This is a genomic window from Acinetobacter baumannii (genome assembly GCF_009759685.1).
In the GTDB taxonomy this organism is placed as follows: Bacteria; Pseudomonadota; Gammaproteobacteria; order Pseudomonadales; family Moraxellaceae; genus Acinetobacter; species Acinetobacter baumannii.
In genome coordinates this window covers 960,271-979,536 of sequence record NZ_CP046654.1, presented here as the reverse complement: position 1 = coordinate 979,536, position 19,266 = coordinate 960,271, and the positions used below count along the sequence as shown (strand labels likewise).

Genomic DNA, 19,266 nt, shown 5'->3' with positions numbered 1-19,266 from the left:
AGTTCCCCTGTTTTATTAATTTTGAGGCTGTTATGGAAATTGTGTTAGCTAATCCGCGTGGTTTTTGTGCCGGTGTTGATCGAGCCATAGCAATCGTCAATCGGGCTTTGGAATGTTTTAATCCTCCTATTTATGTACGTCATGAAGTTGTACACAATAAATTTGTGGTAGATGACTTACGCCAAAGAGGGGCTGTTTTCGTTGATGAGCTGGACCAAGTGCCAGATGATTCTATTGTAATTTTCAGTGCGCACGGTGTTTCAAAAGCAGTTCAGCAAGAAGCAGAGCGTCGAGGCTTAAAAGTATTTGATGCGACTTGTCCATTGGTGACTAAAGTACATATTGAAGTAACTAAATATGCTCGCGAAGGGACAGAAGCTATTTTAATTGGTCATGAAGGACACCCAGAAGTTGAAGGTACGATGGGACAATATGACAAATTAAAAGGTGGCGATATTTATCTGGTTGAAGATGAGGCTGATGTGGCAGCACTTGAGGTTAGACATCCGGAAAAATTAGCATTTGTTACGCAAACGACCTTATCTATTGATGATACAGCAAAAGTGATTGATGCTTTGCGTGCAAAATTCCCGAATATTCAAGGTCCGCGTAAAGATGACATCTGTTATGCAACTCAAAATAGACAAGATGCAGTACGTGACTTAGCTGAAAAATGTGATGTTGTGCTGGTTGTTGGCTCGCCTAACTCGTCAAATTCGAATCGTTTACGTGAGCTTGCTGAGCGTATGGGGAAAGCTGCTTATCTAGTAGATAATGCAGATCAACTTGAACAATCATGGTTCAATGATACTTGTAAAATTGGTGTTACAGCAGGAGCTTCAGCCCCAGAAATTTTAATTAAGCAAGTGATTCAACGTTTACAAGATTGGGGAGCTCAGGCGCCTAAAGAATTAGAAGGACGTGAGGAAAATATTACTTTTAGTCTTCCTAAAGAATTACGTATTCATGTGACCCAGGCATAAAATGTGACTTATTTAACATACTGATTTTAAATAGTTAAACAGATAATTGTTAACATGACAGTTATCTGTTTTTTTATACCCTTTGTCTGTTTTGTATTTGTTTTGTAGTTTGTAAAAGTAAAATTTAAATAAGAAATAAAAAATTTTAGTTTTATTTGGGGTTCTGGGGATGAGGGGAATTATTCCACAAGAAGGGTTCACCTTGGTCGAGCTAATGGTGACGATTGCAGTCATGGCTATTATTGCACTGATGGCTGCGCCATCAATGTCAAATTTATTAGAAAGTAAACGTTTAGATGCTAATCAAAGAGACTTAATCAACACTTTATCAGAAGCGAAAAGTCAGGCAATTTTAGGTCGTCAGAATGTTTCTGTTAACTTGAACTCAACAGCTTCAAATACACCCACTTCATTAAATTGGAAGACAGCTTCTAATAATACTCTTGAGCTAAAAAATATAGCCGCTGATGGTACGCAAAGTTCTTTAACGACTACCACTTTAGCTTTTAATGCAAATGGAGTAGTGGCAAATATAACTCAAGATACGCTTTTATCTATTTGTAATTCTAGAATAAATAAAAAGAAAGTCATTATTTTGACCAAGCTTGGCACTTTAGTTTTTAAGGCCGAGGAGACTTGTTAATGCATCACTATAAGCAAAAAGCCCAAGCTGGGGTGGGCTTACTCGAAGTTTTGGTTGCCTTAATTTTACTTGCTATTGGAGTTTTAGGTTATGTTGCCTTGCAGCTAAGAGCTATGGATGCATCTTCAGAAGCATTAAGTAAATCTCAAGCCATTCTAGTGATGAGGGGATTAGCAGAAAATATCCGTACAAATAGTACTCAAGCTAGCCAGTATCCTACATTTGTGCGTAGTTATAGCAACTATACATCTGATACTCCTGCACCCACGTCATGTTTTAACTCTCTATGTACTGCCTCCCAACTTGCTCAATTTGATGCCTATCAAGCAGCTAGAAATGCTAATCAACTGGGTATGAGAATTACGATGTCAAATTGCCCTGGCGTTACAAATACAATGGTGCAACAACGCCAGTGCCTATTTGTCTTTTGGGGTAAAACTGCGCCAGTGATTACTACAAATGGAACAAATACTAGTGTGGATGTTTCAAGTTGTATGAGTAATAACGGTGTTTACGTGAATAATTCAACTTGCTTAATGATGGAGGCATATTAAATGGCTCAATCATTTATTTCTAATAAAGAACAAGGTTTTACCTTGATTGAACTTATAGTCGCCTTAGCTTTAGGCCTAATATTAGTGGCTGCTGCAACACAGCTATTTATTGGAGGGCTTTTATCCAGCCGATTGCAAAAGGCCAATGCTGAAATTCAGGACAGCGGTATTTTTGGTTTGGAATATATGGCACGTGATATACGGCTTCTAAATTATGGAAATGTTGTAAATCCACAATTAACAGATACAACGCCTTGGGGAGGTATTGTATTAACAGGTTCAACAGCAACAAATGCCAACAATATTAATTTTATTCCAAAAGTTGATACAAATACTTATATTCCGGAAGCGTTATTAAGCCGTGGTGCAGGTGATACGGTAAGTACAGTGAATAACCACTGGAAAGGTCTTTCAAATATACAGAATAGTTCAAATGCTGAAGTACAAAGCGATCAACTAACTATTCAATTCATTGCCCCGACCAATATGACTAATTGTGAAGGTGTGAATGTGTTAGCGGGGGACCTAATAGTTCAACGGTATTTTTTACGTGTTGATAATAATGGTAGTTCTCAACAGGATTATGCACTTGCATGTGATGCGAATACCCCTGCGGTTAGTGCTACAGCTCAACCTGATATCGTTAATGGATTAGGAGATGCAGGGCAAATTATACTGCCTCGTATTGACCATTTTCATGTCTTATTAGGTGCGAAAAACGCAGCTGGTAATTTTGCTTATTACACAATTCCTCAGTATCGGGTGGCTGCACAAGCTGCTCGAGATGCGAGTCCAGCTGTGGCTGCTCCAAGAATTCTGTCAATACAAATATCGGTATTAGCCCGTTCTACAAATAATGCTCAAAATAAGGCAATAGACCCTAATCAGTTTTTTCTTATGCTAGATCAGAATGTGCATGCTGCCGATAACAGAACTCGCTTTTTGCGACGCGTATATAGCGTGACAATTGCTTTACGCAATGCAATGGGGGAAACAATATGACCCATTTAAATTATAAAAATATTAAAGGTCGATCTAAGGAAACGGGTGCCACACTTATTGTTGTACTTATTATTTTATTGATTGTTATTTCTGTCGGGGTTTTGGCAATAAGAGTAGCGATTGTTTCTCTAAAAGTTGCAACTAATAGCCAAGTTGGCCAATTAAACTTTCAATCTTCAGATACTCCGTTAGAGCTTATTGTACAGATGAACCCAACCACATTGACAAATATTACCAATGTGATTGGTGCAGCACTTAAAGCACATGAAAGTAACCCTGGTGCGGAATATAACTTTTGCTATAAACCAACCTCTACATCTGTAAGTTTTGCTCAAACTCGGGGAGCAAGTTTGCTTCGGGCTGGCAGCGCCAATAATGCTGTGGTTGAAGACGGTGGAGTAGCAGGTTTCTGCGATTTAACAAGTGACTATGGAAGTAATCGTCAAGCGGTAGTTACTCAAGTTGCTGTCAGTATCCCAACCGATGCCATGCCTGATATTCCGGGTTCAAATCTACCTCGGGACATAAATCTTTCCGAAGGAACCCAACTTCCTAAAAGTATGCTATCTACGCAACGTATTCGGGTTATTACAACAGCGTTTTTACCTGCTTATGCATCAACTTCTTTAGAAACTCTGCAATCTGATTGCTTAAGTACGAGTTCCGCAAAAATTAGTGACAACTTTGATAGTGCATTAACGGATAAGCAAACTCTAGCTGATTGTTTGGCAAACCATAACGTACCTTTTAGTACTCAAGTTCAAGAATTTAACTATACCAATAAGCTGACTGAAATCACGGCACCAGGTTCATAATGGGGAATATCATGAAACTAAAATTGAAGAATTTTAAGCCAAATAATTTGTGGTATGCCGTCTATTCAAGCTCAATGATATTCACATGGCTAATGACAAGCTCTGTGGTGCAAGCAAGTGATTTACAAATTTATGCCTCACCTACAGCAGGTAAAAAAACAATTGTGATGATGTTGGATACATCAGGAAGTATGACCAACAATAGTTATGGTGAAAACCGCTTAGCCATGCTTAAAAATGGTATGAATGCTTTTTTGGCTAGCAATAACCCTGTCTTAAATGATACGCGAGTAGGTTTAGGAAATTTCTCGGCAAATGGTGACAGCCGAAGTGGACAAATTTTAGTGGCTGCTGCTCCTTTAGGTGATGCAAGTACTTTAAATACGGTAGGCTCACAACGTTATAAATTAAAACAAGCTGTTGCTAATTTAACTGCGGGAGGCTCAACACCTTCAGCCCACGCTTATGCTGAAGCAGCTGCTTACTTAATGGGGACAACCACATATTCAGAGACGAATTATGCTATTCGTAAAGATAGTTATATCAAACGTGTAAGAAGATCTGATAATAGAACTGAATATTCATATTGTACTAATTACCGTGATTCGCAAATTGATACAGCCAACCTATGGCAACCTTGTCGTTCAAATAGTTATTGGAGTAGCTGGTCAACAAATAATCCAGGTGTGGATAATGCTACTGCTTATGATACTTCATCTGACTGGACTTATTACTATACTTATTACTACACCACTTTTAATTATGCTGTAGCAAATGCAGATAGCGGTATTCCAAAATCTAAATCAAACGATACAGCTAGCAATCCGAATATTGTTGTAGACCGAAATGCTACTAACTCCAATGCAGTGTATCAGTCACCTTTACCTGCAGTAGCGAATCGCCAGAGTTGTGATGGGCAAGGTATTTACTTCTTATCGGATGGCGAACCGAACAATACAACAAATACACGTTCGGCAAGTGTCATGTCGACTGCTTTAGGTAGTACTTTTGGAGCTGATTTTAATTGTTCTGGAGGTTTATCTAACACTACGGCAGACTCTGGTTGGGCTTGTATGGGGGAGTTTGCAAAAAGATTATTTGATAAAACAAAGAACCCTGCCGGAGTTTCTATTCAAACAGCATTTGTCGGTTTTGGTAGTGACTTTTCTAGTTTGAGTTCTTCTGATGTAAAAAATGCCTGCCGTTTAAGTTCGAGAACCCAGTCTGACCGAAAAGGAGATGATGCGTGTTCACCGAATCAATCTACAAATGCGGTAGCTGCACCAGGTTATGGGAATGGTGGTTTTTTCCCTACTCAGAGTTCACAAGGCGTAACAGACAGCGTTATCGCATTTATTAATAATTTAGATAAAGTTCCTTTAGAACCCTTAACCACAGGTGCTATCTCAGTTCCATATGATGCATTGAATCCCAAAAATTTACAGGAATATGGTTATTTACGAGCTTTTGAGCCAAATCCAGCTAACACGTACTTAACATGGCGTGGAAATTTAAAGAAATATCATGTTGTTTTATCTGGAGCGAATGCAGGTGCTTTTGAGGCCAATTCTGGCGGATTAGTCTACAATGCAAGTGGGGCTTTTAGGACTGGAACAAAGGATTATTGGAATAGCTCTACTTATACTGACGGAGGCAAAGTCTTTTTAGGTGGTTCATATGCGAATGTGCCTTTACCCATTGCTGGACAACCTGAAACACGTGATGCAGAAGGAAATATCACAAAATATTATTACGCAGTACAAAGTAAAATCCGCAACTTATTTACTGATGTTTCCGCCGTTGCAGCAGATGGTAGCTTAACGAAAATTTCAACTTCTGGAACTAATTTGCTAAAAATTCCAGCTGCTCCACCAGAAGGAACTAATCCTTTTGATACGGTGGCTAATACAGCAAGTTATGTTTTAGGTAAATTTGATCCATCAACTGGACAAAATATTTTAAAAGCTTTTCCTATAAGCTTGAAATTAAAAATATTAAATTATTTAGGTTATTCAACAGATATTAATGCAACAACTCTGCCTTCATCTTTGGTTACATCGAATGAACCTTATTTATCGATGGGGGGAAGTATTCACTCTTTACCGGTTCAACTAACCTACAATGGAACACTAGATGATAATGGGAATTTAACATCTGCCCGAGAACAATCCATCCTCTATGGAACTATGGAAGGCGGATTACATATTGTGGATGCTTCATCTGGTATTGAGCAAATGGTCTTTGTTCCTGCAGATATTTTAAATGATTCAGTTGCTTCCAAAGCTTTAGTTGTTGGTCAAAGTGATGCTTCAGCTCCCGCTCATGGTATGGACGGAGCTTGGGTATCTGATCCAGCCTATAATATTACTACAGTAGGAAGTGGTAGCTCGGCAGTATCAAAAGTAACTGCAAAGCAAATGAATATTTATGGCGGCATGCGTATGGGAGGAAGTAGCTACTACGGACTAGATGTATTAAGCCCTACTTCACCGAAACTGCTTTTTAGAATAGGGGCAGACCAGACTGACTATAGCCGTATGGGTCAAAGCTGGTCTAAACCCGTACTCGCGAACATCCGTTATAACGGTTCTATTAGACGCGTCCTGATTGTTGGCGGTGGTTATGATCAGTGTTATGAAAAACCAAATATTACGTTGACTGACGCTTGCTTTACCAATGGAAAAGCAAAAGGAAATGCTGTCTATATTATTGACGCAAAAACTGGTCAGCGTTTGTGGTGGACAAGTGATACAGGTTCTAATACTGATAACGCCAATATGAAGCATAGTATTGTTAGCCGTATTAGTACTTTAGACCGTGATGCTGATGGCTTAGTCGACCATCTATATTTTGGAGATTTAGGCGGACAAATTTTTCGCGTGGACCTTAATAATAATCAGACAAAAACCAATTCGACCTATAGCAGTTTTGGTGTCAGAGTTGTGCGTTTAGCGAATTTAGCAACAAATGATTCAACTTATGATGGCACAAATGATTATACAGGTGGGAATGCTCCTCGTTTTTATGAGCCTCCAACAGTAACGATCCACGATTATGGAATTCACACTTTTATTACAGTAGGTATTGCATCAGGAGACCGTAGTACACCTTTAGACGTTTACCCACTCACAGGTCGTGAAGGTATGACGCCTGCAAGTGCATTAAGTGGACGTCCTGTAAATAATGTATATGGAATTATTGATAAAGACTTTGTTAAAAAGAACTTAATGTCTTTAACTGATAATCAGCTTGAAACAAAAGATATTACACGGACAGGCTTAAGAAAAAATCCACAAATTCTAAGAACAGGTGAAACAAGAGTAGCTCAAATTTTCTTCCCCACTACAGGAGTAGGTAAAGGTGGTTGGTATCGCTCGCTTTCTAGTACGAGCGATGGTACAGAAAAAGCTAATAATAGTTTTCGTATTAAAGGAGGACTCAAAGCTTTTGAGGAACCAATGGCAATTACGGGTAATTTAATTATTCCAGTTTATGACCCTCAAGGAACGGGAATTGTTGCGGCAGATCCTTGTCTACCTCGTGTTGTGGGAGAAACAGACCGACAAACTTATTGTTTACCATTTGGTGCTTGTCTTAATCCGGATGGAACCATTAATTCAAATAAAGAAAACCCGAGCGGGTTTCAAACAAAAACTGGTAGTAACTGTCCAGCTGGAGTCTCTGAATGTAATACAAATGTCATTGGTGCAGGTATTCGTAATATCACATTTGTTCCAAAAAGAGATGAACCTCCTGTGACTAATAGTTGTGGGAAATTACAGCTGTCTGGAAACGAGAACGGAACAGGTGAGTGGCAATGTACAAGTCATTTACTTCCTGTGCGCTGGTATGAGCGCTATCGCTAGAAGGAACAGCTTATGAATAAGTACTCTATTCTACGGTTCAATCAAGGGGTTACCTTGATTGAGCTTATGGTCGTGATTGTTATCGTTGCTATTTTTGCTTCAATTGCTATCCCTTCATATCAAAGTTATAGCCGTAGAGCTACTGCATCTGCGGCTAAAAGTGAAATTTTGAAATTAGCTGAACAATTGGAACAGCATAAATCAAGAAATTTTACTTATAGGGGGTTTACCACAACCTCTATAACCCTACCTCGCGGGGGATATACGATTCAGATTACTGATGATACGACGACAGGAAATTTATTGACGAATGCTGCTGCAAATGGACAAACATGGGTCATTAAAGCGACAACTACAGATTCAAGAAACTTTAATTTTATTGCTAAGAATTCAGGTTTGCGTTGTCAAAGTTTAACAGCTACGGCTGTTGATAATGACTGTGGTGGAACAGTCACTTGCAATGTATGTGAAACAAATAGTGAGAATTGGCAATGAAGAATGGTTTTACTTTAATAGAAATCATGATTGTAGTAGCGATAATTGCAATTTTAGCAGCTATAGCGACACCTTCATATTTGCAATATTTACGTAAAGGGCATCGTACAGCTGTTCAATCCGAAATGATGAATATTGCCCAAACATTAGAATCAGAAAAAGTAGTTCACAATCGTTATTCGTCGAATGCGACCATACAGTCGATTTATGGTTCTAATGTGAGTCCTCTTCAGGGCAAAGCTTTATATACTTTAGCTTTTACTACTTTAAACGATTCGACATGGGTGCTTACGGCAACACCAATCGCTAATACTTCACAAGCTGGTGATGGAATTATTTGCTTAAATGATCAAGGGCAAAAATTTTGGGCAAAAGGTGCTACAGATTGTGCACTATCGGCTTCATCAAGTTGGACAGAGTAATTTAAATTCAAAACTGCGGATAACTCAAAATTTAATCTTTCTTTCAGGGTGAAAATCACGTAGAATGTCGCCCTCTATGAAAGGGGTTTGAAGTGTTGCCGATGGTCGGCGCAGGGATAATCCGTAAGAATTATAAGGCTTTTATCATGGTTGTTATTCGTTTAGCACGTGGCGGCGCAAAAAAACGTCCATTCTATCAAATCGTTGTGACTGATAGCCGCAATGCACGTGATGGTCGTTTCATCGAGCGTATCGGTTTCTTTAACCCAACTGCACAAGGTCAAGCAGAAAAACTTCGTTTAGATGCAGACCGTTTTGCTCACTGGGTTTCTCAAGGTGCTCAACCTTCTGAACGTGTTGCTTCTTTGGCTGCTCAAGCTAAAAAAGCTACTGCATAATTATTGTAGTAGGTAGCCCATGACACCAACACAGAATGTTCCCGAAGATCGTATTCAGATTGGACAGTTACGTTCAGCTTATGGATTAAATGGGTGGCTCTGGGTGTATTCCAATACAGAACCCATGAGCAATATGTTTGACTACTTGCCTTGGTACATCGAGACCAAGGCCGGTTGGCAAATCGTTGATGTAAAACGTTGGAAACCACATGGCAAAGGCCTGGTTGTTGCTCTAAAAGGTGTGAGTGATCGCACAGGAGCAGAAAGCTTGGTTGGCGCTAATATCTGGATTGCTAAATCTCAACTGCCGAAAGCAGATGTAGATGAGTACTACTGGTCAGATTTGAAAGGCTTAACAGTGTTAGGTCTTGATGACGACGAACAGGAAGTGAACTTGGGGCAAATTCATGAGTTGTTTGAAACTGGAGCCAATGATGTGATGGTTGTACGCGCTACACCAGACAGCATTGATTCAGAAGAACGCATGATCCCGTGGCATAAAGATGTGGTGCAACGCGTTGATCTTGAAGCTGGTCGCATTTACGTCAATTGGGGCGTAGATTATTAATCCTTTTTATAGGATTAACGCAGCAGGAAAATAGAGGAGTCTGCGGTGTTTTTTGCAGTCATTACGCTTTTTCCTGAAATGTTTGAAGCGATTACAGCCTACGGGATTAGCGGGCGTGCAGCAAAACGTGACATAGTACAAGTCACTTGTATTAATCCACGTGATTTTGCTGAAGGGAATTACCGAAGAGTGGATGAACGTCCATTTGGTGGTGGTCCTGGTATGGTGATGATGGCGGAGCCTTTGGCAAAAGCAATTAACCATGCCAAACAACTTGCTTCGCAAGCAGGATGTGTTCATGTACCTGTGGTGTATATGTCTCCACAAGGCAAAACTTTAAATGAACAGGCAGTACAGCAGTTTGTCGATTATGATGGCTTAATTGTATTGTGTGGGCGTTATGAAGGCGTCGATGAGCGTTTGATCCAGCATTATGTTGATCAGGAATGGTCGATTGGAGATTACGTCTTATCTGGTGGTGAACTACCTGCCATGGTGTTGCTTGATAGTATTATTCGCCGTTTGCCGAATGTAATGTCAGATGAGCAATCAGCGATACAGGATTCTTTTGTAGATGGTCTTTTGGATTGTCCGCAATACACTAAGCCAGACCAGTTTGAAGGTTTAGATGTTCCTGAAATTTTAAAGTCGGGACATCATGCCAATATTGAGAAATGGCGTTTTTTGCAGCGTTATCAACGAACTTTAGAGCGTCGACCTGAGTTGATTGAACAGGTTACGTTGACTAAGCAGCAAAAAAAATGGCTGTCAGATGAACAAGGGTAAGCATATTCCCTGTGTTTTTCTGAGCAAAAGATGAGAAGCTTTGCTTCGAATTAAAGCATAAGTCTATTTTTTTATAGATTTATGTGCACTTAAGGCTCTTTACGGTTGTCGTAAAGGGAAAGTTAAACGGGTTGATATGCGCTTTAGCCTCTATCCCCAGCGGAAACTCAGGCCTCTTCTGACTCCGCACATATTGGAGATTCCCACAATGAGTGGTAAACATCCTTTAGTTCAAGCTATTGAAAATTCACAGTTAAAAACTGACCTTCCTGAATTTGCTCCTGGTGACACAGTAGTTGTTCAAGTTAAAGTAAAAGAAGGTGACCGTGAACGTCTTCAGGCATTTGAAGGTGTTGTAATCGCTAAGAAAAACCGTGGTTTGAACTCTGCGTTCACAGTACGTAAAATTTCTAGCGGTGTTGGTGTTGAGCGTGTATTCCAAACTCACTCACCAGTTGTTGCTAAAATCGAAGTGAAACGTCGTGGTGACGTTCGTCGTGCTAAACTTTACTACCTCCGTGACTTGTCTGGTAAAGCTGCACGTATTCGTGAAAAATTACCAGCTCGTAAAGCGTAAGCTTATAGCGAGTAAAAAATGCGCCTTTTGGCGCATTTTTTTGTTTTAAAGCTTATAATCCTTGAAGTTTTAAACGGTTAGCATGTTGACGATAAACCGAGACAGGGTCTGCTGCAAAAATAGAACGTATTCCCATGACCTGATTGACTTCATCTAAATGATTCCAGTTATAGTCGTCACGAATAGTTTTACCAAATTTGGCACTGCATCGAGAAACCAGCCCATCATTATCCCCAAATGGGTCAACCACTAGACTACTTCCTGTTAATGCAATATCAAAAGGATCTAATGGATTTGTGAGTGCTTTATTGCCAGAGAATGAATACATATAGATTCCTTTCTCTTGATAAGCACCTTCACCACAAGACGTGGTAGGAACACCCATTGGAAATTGAGAATTAAACTGTGCAGAGCCTTGAGTCGATAAACTGTGGGCACCTGCTAAGGAGTCATGCGGATAACTATTTGGGTCTAGACCTCCTGCCCAAGTAATTGCTGCGGAAAACCAGTTTACTAATGTTGCCAGTCCGGATAGAGGAGTACCCTCAACATTCAGGATGACATCTGCCATTGGCGATCCTTTGTGAGGTGCACCAATAGTAGTAAGCGAAGCGACTTTTTCAGGCATGATCCCAGCGACATAGCGAATTGTAGGTCCCCCGTGGCTATGTCCGATCAAGTTGACTTTAGGCTTTCCAGTGATGGCAATAATTTCTTCTACTTGTTGGGCAAGTTGTTCTCCACGAACTTCAGTTGAGTTAAACGGTGAAACTCTTGTTGCCCAGACATTTCCTCCGTTACGCGCAAGATCAGGAAGAATCTGATACCAGTAGTCCAGACCAAGCGTATCTGTTCCAACTCGGTTAAAACCAGCCATACCATGGTTAAAAACCAATGGATATTTGGTTTGTGCATAAGTTGAATAGACGAATGAGCTTTTGACTTGCTCTGCATTTGTGGCATGGGTTGCTGAAACACTCAGTCCTGAGAGTATTGCAGCACAGAAAAATATTAAGTTCCTTTTCATTTTTTACTCACTATTTTTATTTTGTATGAGAAGCAGCTTCTACTGCTGGATAAGGTTTGGCTCACTTTGAAATAGAAAAGCCTAGTAGTTAAAGGGTAGTTCACCTCCTTGGTCATGGACTGTTTCAAAAGTTCTAAGACGAAGCTGTTCTTGCGATGAGCTAAATTGTTGTTGGCGTAGTTGTTGAATAGCTTGTTTTTTAGCGCTGTCACTCATATTGCTATGCAGGACTTCATCACGTTGATTTAAGTAGCCAGTCACTCGCTGTTGCCACGCATTACGCTGTATATCTAAAGTTTCTAATCGTTGAGTTGCCTCGGCTCCAACAAGTGCTGTACGCATTTGCCGAAGTTCCTCTGCTGAACCATTGCGAGCTTTAATTTGTTTGGTCAGTGTGTGTAAATCATCAAGCTTTGAGAGTTCTTGTAGGTTTTCTTGCCAGTCTTCTGGTAATTGTTCAAAGCGCTCTTTGAGTTTTTTAGCTTTTTCAATTTCGCTTAAAGATGAATCTTCTAAAATCTTCATGCGATCTAATGTGTAGTTCTGATAAATGTCTTCTGTTGAAAATAACCCTTCAATTTCAGAGGCAGAGAAGAAACGTTTTCTTATATCTTGAATTGAACTGAAGATCTTTTGAAAATAATTTTGATCCTGTTGTTTAGATTGAGGCGGTTGAATTTGTGCAAGCTGCTCACGGTATTTTAAATAACGCGTCCACAAATCAATAATCTGTGAGCGGGCTGGCTCTAAATATTGATCTTGTATAAATTTCTCAAAATGAGTTTTAACTTGTTGTAAATTGCTCTCGCCATACTGCGTAATAAAATATTCAAAGCAGTCACGGGTTTGGCTATTCACAACTAAATGCTGTGAACTATCAATTTTTAATTGGCAGTTAACTTGAGTATCTTGCTGACTTTTACTCAAATAAGTATTTTCGTTTAATGGTGAATTTAAAGTAGATTGTGAAGTAGCTACCAACCTAGCTTCATCCTGATTTGGCTGAGGTGAAGTATTTTCCGAGTCTGGGCTTAGCCAATACACACATGCGATGAGGCTCAAAATAAAAAATCCGAGCACACACCACCATATCTTTTTCTGCATCCTTTGCATAAAGATATCTTCCTTAAGTTTTCATTTGTTGTTTTTTTACTCGATCATTAATGTGCCATAAAATAAGTGAAAAGGCACCTAAATATTATGAAAATATCTTGCTGAATTTGCTAACATGTCGGCACTTTTCTCTAGCTTTGTGTTCCAGTAAAAATGACGACAAAAAATCAAAAAATTTCTCGTCGCCATATCAGTGGTGTATTTCTTTTAAATAAACCATTAGGGCTAAGTTCTAACGCTGCTTTGCAAAAAGTGCGTTGGCTTTACCGTGCCCAAAAGGCGGGTCATACTGGTGCATTAGATCCATTAGCAACCGGTTTACTTCCTATTTGTTTAGGAGAGGCCACTAAATTCTCACATTACTTGCTGGACTCGACAAAGCGTTATCAAACTACTGTTCGATTAGGCCAAACTACAACAACAGGTGATGTTGAAGGCGATATTTTACAAGAACGTCCTATCCCGGTTCTTAGCAAAGAGCTTATTGAGCAAACTTTAGAAAAGTTTAGGGGCGATATTCAACAAGTTCCACCGATGTACTCGGCATTAAAAAAAGAAGGTAAGCCACTATATGAGCTGGCCAGAAAGGGTATAGAGATTGAGCGTGAGGCACGCCCAGTTACGATTTATGCCTTAGAACTCATTGAATTTACTGAAAATAGTATCACTTTAGATGTAACTTGTTCTAAAGGAACATATATTCGTGTGCTAGGTGAAGATATTGGTGAGGCACTTGGTTGTGGTGGTCATTTAACCATGCTTCACCGTATTCAAACTGGACATTTTGAACTCATCCCAAGTTATACCATTGAATATTTGGAAAGCTTAACGGAAGAGCAAAGAGAAGCTTCGCTACTGCCCGTATATGCTCCAATTGACCATTTCTTAAAAATTCAGGTTCCCGAAGGACGGGAAAAATATTTTTGTAACGGTCTAGAAAGCAATATTGATCATTCTGCAGAAGCAGAAGTGTTGGTTTTTTCGGGTGAACGCTGTCTAGGTTTAGCTGAAATTACCGATAAAAAACGGTTGGTACCTAAACGTATCTTAAATTTGTAGTAGATGTAGAGTATAAAACATGGGCATGGAATGGGATGTTATCCTTAGTTTGATCTTTTTTGCGTTTACTGCGGGAGCAATTGATGCTGCTGTTGGTGGCGGCGGACTCATCCAGATTCCCGGGATCATGAGCACTTTCCCTAACATGTCGACTGCTACGGTGATTGGTACCAATAAAGTCTCATCCATTTTTGGTACGGCATCGGCAGCTTATACATTTGCTAAAAAAGTAAAGTTGCAATGGAAGCTTTTAGCCGTTATTGCCATTTGTGCCTTGATTAGTTCTTTCGCTGGTGCAGCTTGTTTGTCGCTTATCCCTCAATCGGTATTGCGTCCTTTCGTTTTTGTGATGTTGATTGTGATTGCGATTTATACCCTAGTTAAAAAGAACTTCGGACAGGTTCATACCGAGCAAAAAATTACCACGAAAATGCTCGTTTTAGCTGGTATCGGTAGTCTGGCGATTGGCTTTTATGACGGTATTTTCGGACCGGGTACTGGTAGTTTCTTTATCTTTTTCTTCATTCGTTTTTTACAAGTCGATTTTTTACATGCTTCGGCGTTGTCAAAAATCGGTAATTTTATGACTAACTTAGCTGCGCTGAGTTTCCTCATTCCAACTGGGCACGCTATTTTACATATTGGTTTAATGATGGCAGCGGCTAACGTGCTAGGTTCTATTGTTGGGGTGCGTACCGCACTTAAATACGGTAGTGGGTTTGTACGTATTATCTTTTTAATTTTGGTGAGTATCCTGATTTGCCGTTTGGGATATCAAATGTTTGTTACAGGTTAAATAAGATAAAAAGTATGAACTGTTCCTGAGGAGTGGTTCATACTTTTATGTATCTTTTAAAATTAGAAATATAAAAAACATTACAGAAACTTACTAGAAAGAAAACTGTGTAAAAAATAGTCTCATTTTAAGCTACTTAAATAATATAAATTTTGCCGTACGATAAACCTTGAAATAAAAAAGATTTTTTAACTAAAAATGAGGAAGAGAATGAATATTTTCGAAGCATTAAGAGAAAGCCACGAAAATCAACGCAACCTTTCTGAACAATTAATCCAGACACATGGTTTAACCGAAGAACGAAAAGAATTATTTGATGCATTAAAAAACGAACTTTATGCTCACTCAGTTGCCGAAGACCGTTATTTATATATCCCTTTAATGTTTGATGATGTCGGTTTGGATATTACGAGACATGCTTTATCTGAACACCATGAAATGGATGAGTTGGTCGAGCAACTCGAAAAAACGGATATGAGTAGCCCAAGTTGGTTGGCAACCGCTAAACAGTTGAGCGAAAAAGTCCATCACCACTTAAAAGAAGAAGAGCATAAATTTTTTCAGCAAGCCGGTAAAATTCTTAAAGACAGTGAAAAAGAAACGCTAGGCAATAAATATTTAAAGGAATATAAAAAGTATAAAAAACAGCAATAAGCTACACCTATGATGCTGTTTTACTTCTTAAAGTAACCCCAATTGACGCTAGCATTACGCAAGCTAAAGCCACCCATTGCAGCATGCTGATTTCTTCGTGAAGTAATAAGAAACCTGTTAATGCTGCCAATGCTGGCGCTAAACTTGTTAGGGTGCCATAAGTTAATTTATTAAGTTGTTTGAGTGCCATTAGGTCGAGTGCATAGGGAATAGCAGTCGCTAAAACTGCAATAAGTAAGGCTTTACCCCAGTACTGTGTATCAAGTAATGCTGGGCCATTATACCAAATACCAATTGGTAATAAGGCGATGGCAGATACGGTAATCCCTATGGTTAAGGCATGCATTCCTATATTTTGAGTTACAACTTTTTGACCAAAATAAATATAGAATGCCCAGCAAAGCCCTGCGCCTAAAGCACAGGCTGCACCTACGTAAGAAAAGTGGTGTTGAGTTGGATCTTGCCAAGGTACCATGAGTGCAATACCCAGCATGGCAAAAGCTACCCAGATATATTCGCTCTTTTGTTTGATAGAAACTAGGGCTAGGCCTAATGGACCAATAAATTCTAGACCTACTGCAATCCCTTGGGGCAATTTCCCAAGAGATGTGTAAAATAAGATATTCATTAACCCTAAAGATGCGCAATACATTAATAAATCACGCCATTTTAAATAAGGTAAACGAGACCAGATTTTCCAAGAACGGAACATAACGGCAACAATCACTGCTGCAAAACATAGTCTTAAAATAGTAACGGTAAGCGGATCTAAAGCCGCGATAAGTTGCTTGGCAAATGAAGCGCTGATTTGATACGAAACCATCGACAAAATCATATAGAGCACAGCAATAATTGGAAGATTTTGCATGGAAGTACCTTAACGCTTCATTTGATATGTAAAAAAATAAGAGTGATTCATTATAGTCAATACTGGGTTTCAACTCGCAGGTTTTGCAGAATTAACTTACTGTTTTTTCACGTTGTTGTCGGGCTCTTTGGGTGGTTATGGTACAACCCACAGAAGCAGTAATAATAGTGGCGAGTGCCAACCATTGATTCCATAACAGGTATTCACCTAAGAAGATAAAACCGGAAAGTGCAGCAACAGCTGGCTCTAGGCTCATCAATGTTCCAAAACTTAAAGGTGTTAAATTGCGTAGAGCTAACATTTCTAAAGAGAATGGAAGTGCACTGGCTAAAACGGCGAGACCAATAAAATAAAAAAAGTATGGTAATTCTATAACTTGCCCAATCGAGCCTGAGAAAAAAGTAATAGGTAAAAGTATACAAGCACCTACAGTCATGCCCAAACAAACTGTATGATTACCTGAGATACCAGAAGGCTTTTGCCCTGCAATAATATATAGGGCCCAACAAGCACCCGCACTCATCGCAAATAGGACTCCGATCCAGTCCAAACTATGTGCTTGGTTAAAAGGAAATAATAAAATGAGACCAATAATTGCGAAAGTGACCCAGACAAAATCATATTTTTGTTTAGCATGGTAAAGGGCCACACTGAGTGGACCAATAAATTCAAATGCAACCGCAATACCAATGGGTAAACGTTCAAGCGATAAATAGAAAAGGGCATTCATGCCAGCAAGAGCAAAGCCATAACTTAAAATAGCTTTCCATCGGACCTGACTAAAATTAATTTTCCAGATCTGAAAAATGAAAGCCAAAATAAATGCCCCGATACATAAACGCATTGCAGAAACAGTCAGTACAGGAAAGTTCTGAAACAGGACTTTAGCTAAGGATGCGCTACTTTGGACACTTAACATGGCAAGAATAAGAAAGCCCAAAGCATGAAGCTGGGATTTCTGGCTTGGACTGGACATTTTATTATTTGATCAATTGGTATACTTTTCACATGATAATGTAAATACCTATAAAAAAGCCACAGACAATGCTGTGGCTTTTAAAGTTACAGTCTGTATTAGAACAATACGCGTACGCGAATTGTGCCCTCAACTTCATGCAACATATCTAAAGCTTCTTGAGAGGCAGAAGCATCTACGTCCATTACAAGGTAACCGATGTCGCCTTTAGTCATAAGTGACTGACCAGAAATGTTGATGCCTTGTTCAGCAAACAAGTTGTTGATTTTAGACAATACACCCGGTACGTTTTTGTGGATGTGTAGTAAACGGTGTTGACCCGCTGTCAATGGCAACGCGATTTCTGGGAAGTTTACGGCAGAAAGTGTCATACCCTTATCAGAGTAAGCAACAAATTTCTCTGCTACTTCTAAACCGATGTTTGCTTGAGCTTCCATTGTTGAACCACCAACGTGAGGAGTCAAGATCACGTTGTCTAAACCACGAAGTGGAGACTGGAATTCTTCACCATTTGCTTTTGGTTCTTTCGGGAATACGTCAACTGCCGCGCCTGCAAGGTGACCAGATTTGATTGCATCAGCTAAATCTTCGATTACTACACATGTACCACGTGCAGCATTTAAGAAGATCGCGCCTTCTTTCATTTTTGCAAATTGTTCTTTAGTGAAGAAGTTACGTGTAGACGGAACATCCGGTACATGCAAAGTCACAACATCAGCAGTTGCTAAAAGTTCATCTAAAGAACCAACTTGGCGAGCATTACCCATTGGTAATTTAGTGACTGCATCATAATAAATGACATGCATACCCATACTTTCAGCAAGAACCGAAAGTTGAGAACCGATGGAACCGTAACCCACAATACCTAAAGTTTTGCCACGAGTTTCAAAAGAACCCACAGCAGATTTGTCCCAACCACCACGATGACAAGCCGCTGACTTTTCAGGAACACGGCGAAGAAGAAGAATAGTTTCAGCAAGTACGAGCTCTGCAACCGAACGCGTATTTGAATATGGTGCGTTAAATACAGGGATACCACGTGCCATCGCTGCTTTAAGATCTACTTGGTTTGTTCCGATACAGAAACAACCTACTGCGATCAATTTATTTGCAGCTTCGAAAACTTCTTCAGTCAATTGGGTACGCGAACGAATACCAATAAAGTGAGCATCTTTAATTGCTTCTTTAAGCGCTTCGCCTTCAAGAGCAGTTTTGCGATAGTCAATGTTGGTATAACCCGCAGCGTTTAAAGTATCGACTGCGTTTTGGTGAACGCCTTCTAACAAAAGGAAACGGATTTTATCTTTAGGTAGTGAAAGATGTTGGCTCATTACGGCTCCGCTACAAAGGCCAAATTTGGTGGCGGTATAATAACATACTGGGCAGCGCTATAGATATTTCGTTTATACCATCGCCTTATGGCAATTTTATCTATGTCTAATCACTTCCATTTATGGCTTGTCGAACATTACAAAATATGCTTGATCTACGTTTAGGCCCAAATTTTCCTTTAAGGCCTTATAAAAAGTGTTTTATTGGTGTTAAACATGTTTTGTAGTGACAGTATCTCTATTCTGAACTTTATCGCTTGTGCTGTTACATGTAGAATATAGGAGTTCCTTGAACATTATGGCTTTGCTCAGGTGAAAACCTAGAGAAATATG

At 39.5% G+C, this 19,266-nt stretch carries 20 protein-coding genes; 15 read left to right on the top strand and 5 right to left on the bottom strand.

What is annotated here, in order from left to right:
• Nucleotides 1-32 precede the first annotated feature (32 nt).
• From ispH to rplS, 12 genes are all read left to right on the top strand, one after another.
• The gene (ispH, locus tag GO593_RS04650; protein WP_000407064.1) at nt 33-983 is read left to right on the top strand and encodes a 4-hydroxy-3-methylbut-2-enyl diphosphate reductase; all 951 of its coding nucleotides are present in this window, start codon (nt 33-35) and stop codon (nt 981-983) included.
• Nucleotides 984-1,152: 169 nt separating this feature from the next.
• Nucleotides 1,153-1,626 (top strand): pilus assembly FimT family protein, encoded by a 474-nt coding sequence (locus tag GO593_RS04645; RefSeq protein WP_001214059.1) that lies wholly within the window; start codon nt 1,153-1,155, stop codon nt 1,624-1,626.
• Entirely contained in the window at nt 1,620-2,180 is a 561-nt protein-coding gene (gene pilV / locus GO593_RS04640) for a type IV pilus modification protein PilV (protein ID WP_002194578.1), read from the top strand. The genes GO593_RS04645 and pilV overlap by 7 nt, the downstream gene beginning before the upstream one ends.
• Nucleotides 2,181-3,182 carry a PilW family protein gene (locus GO593_RS04635; protein ID WP_000079195.1) on the top strand — a complete coding sequence of 334 codons (1,002 nt, stop codon included), beginning with the start codon at nt 2,181-2,183 and terminating at the stop codon, nt 3,180-3,182. It begins immediately after the preceding gene.
• The gene (locus tag GO593_RS04630) at nt 3,179-3,997 is read left to right on the top strand and encodes a PilX N-terminal domain-containing pilus assembly protein (RefSeq protein ID WP_000149377.1); all 819 of its coding nucleotides are present in this window, start codon (nt 3,179-3,181) and stop codon (nt 3,995-3,997) included. Before GO593_RS04635 ends, GO593_RS04630 begins: the two co-directional genes overlap by 4 nt.
• Nucleotides 3,998-4,008: 11 nt before the next feature.
• Nucleotides 4,009-7,863, top strand: a complete 3,855-nt coding sequence (locus GO593_RS04625; protein ID WP_000768965.1) for a PilC/PilY family type IV pilus protein — start codon at nt 4,009-4,011, stop codon at nt 7,861-7,863.
• 12 nt (nt 7,864-7,875) lie between these two features.
• Nucleotides 7,876-8,358 (top strand): type IV pilin protein, encoded by a 483-nt coding sequence (locus GO593_RS04620; RefSeq protein ID WP_001046417.1) that lies wholly within the window; start codon nt 7,876-7,878, stop codon nt 8,356-8,358.
• A complete protein-coding gene (locus tag GO593_RS04615; protein WP_000788344.1) occupies nt 8,355-8,780 on the top strand; it encodes a type IV pilin protein in 426 nt (141 codons plus the stop codon). Before GO593_RS04620 ends, GO593_RS04615 begins: the two co-directional genes overlap by 4 nt.
• A gap of 146 nt (nt 8,781-8,926) precedes the next feature.
• Complete coding sequence (gene rpsP, locus GO593_RS04610; RefSeq protein ID WP_000260334.1) at nt 8,927-9,178, top strand: 30S ribosomal protein S16; 252 nt, start codon at nt 8,927-8,929, stop codon at nt 9,176-9,178.
• A gap of 19 nt (nt 9,179-9,197) precedes the next feature.
• A complete protein-coding gene (gene rimM / locus GO593_RS04605) occupies nt 9,198-9,746 on the top strand; it encodes a ribosome maturation factor RimM (RefSeq protein ID WP_000189236.1) in 549 nt (182 codons plus the stop codon).
• Between the two features lie 45 nt (nt 9,747-9,791).
• Nucleotides 9,792-10,532 (top strand): tRNA (guanosine(37)-N1)-methyltransferase TrmD, encoded by a 741-nt coding sequence (gene trmD, locus GO593_RS04600; protein WP_000464598.1) that lies wholly within the window; start codon nt 9,792-9,794, stop codon nt 10,530-10,532.
• A gap of 208 nt (nt 10,533-10,740) precedes the next feature.
• Nucleotides 10,741-11,109 (top strand): 50S ribosomal protein L19, encoded by a 369-nt coding sequence (gene rplS / locus GO593_RS04595; protein ID WP_000014562.1) that lies wholly within the window; start codon nt 10,741-10,743, stop codon nt 11,107-11,109.
• A 52-nt stretch (nt 11,110-11,161) separates the two neighbouring features.
• On the opposite strand, the gene GO593_RS04590 is transcribed toward rplS, so the two are convergent.
• Together GO593_RS04590 and GO593_RS04585 are read right to left on the bottom strand one after the other, a co-directional pair.
• Entirely contained in the window at nt 11,162-12,103 is a 942-nt protein-coding gene (locus tag GO593_RS04590) for a lipase family alpha/beta hydrolase (RefSeq protein WP_085916958.1), read from the bottom strand.
• A gap of 114 nt (nt 12,104-12,217) precedes the next feature.
• Nucleotides 12,218-13,249 (bottom strand): lipase secretion chaperone, encoded by a 1,032-nt coding sequence (locus GO593_RS04585; RefSeq protein ID WP_001189454.1) that lies wholly within the window; start codon nt 13,247-13,249, stop codon nt 12,218-12,220.
• A gap of 153 nt (nt 13,250-13,402) precedes the next feature.
• Here GO593_RS04585 and truB point away from each other — a divergent pair, with 153 nt between their 5' ends.
• The 3 genes from truB to GO593_RS04570 all read left to right on the top strand — a co-directional run bounded on the left by truB (nt 13,403) and on the right by GO593_RS04570 (nt 15,758).
• Complete coding sequence (gene truB, locus GO593_RS04580; protein ID WP_000208698.1) at nt 13,403-14,308, top strand: tRNA pseudouridine(55) synthase TruB; 906 nt, start codon at nt 13,403-13,405, stop codon at nt 14,306-14,308.
• Nucleotides 14,309-14,327: 19 nt separating this feature from the next.
• Nucleotides 14,328-15,104: a sulfite exporter TauE/SafE family protein gene (locus GO593_RS04575; RefSeq protein ID WP_000525222.1), complete on the top strand. Its 777-nt coding sequence runs from the start codon at nt 14,328-14,330 to the stop codon at nt 15,102-15,104.
• Between the two features lie 210 nt (nt 15,105-15,314).
• Nucleotides 15,315-15,758 carry a hemerythrin domain-containing protein gene (locus GO593_RS04570; protein WP_001019905.1) on the top strand — a complete coding sequence of 148 codons (444 nt, stop codon included), beginning with the start codon at nt 15,315-15,317 and terminating at the stop codon, nt 15,756-15,758.
• 7 nt (nt 15,759-15,765) lie between these two features.
• Here GO593_RS04570 and GO593_RS04565 read toward each other — a convergent pair whose 3' ends face one another.
• The 3 genes from GO593_RS04565 to serA form a co-directional block, all read right to left on the bottom strand.
• Nucleotides 15,766-16,626: an EamA family transporter gene (locus tag GO593_RS04565; protein ID WP_001180513.1), complete on the bottom strand. Its 861-nt coding sequence runs from the start codon at nt 16,624-16,626 to the stop codon at nt 15,766-15,768.
• A gap of 91 nt (nt 16,627-16,717) precedes the next feature.
• Entirely contained in the window at nt 16,718-17,602 is an 885-nt protein-coding gene (locus tag GO593_RS04560; protein WP_000098159.1) for an EamA family transporter, read from the bottom strand.
• A gap of 98 nt (nt 17,603-17,700) precedes the next feature.
• The gene (serA, locus tag GO593_RS04555; protein WP_000077814.1) at nt 17,701-18,933 is read right to left on the bottom strand and encodes a phosphoglycerate dehydrogenase; all 1,233 of its coding nucleotides are present in this window, start codon (nt 18,931-18,933) and stop codon (nt 17,701-17,703) included.
• Nucleotides 18,934-19,266 lie beyond the last annotated feature (333 nt).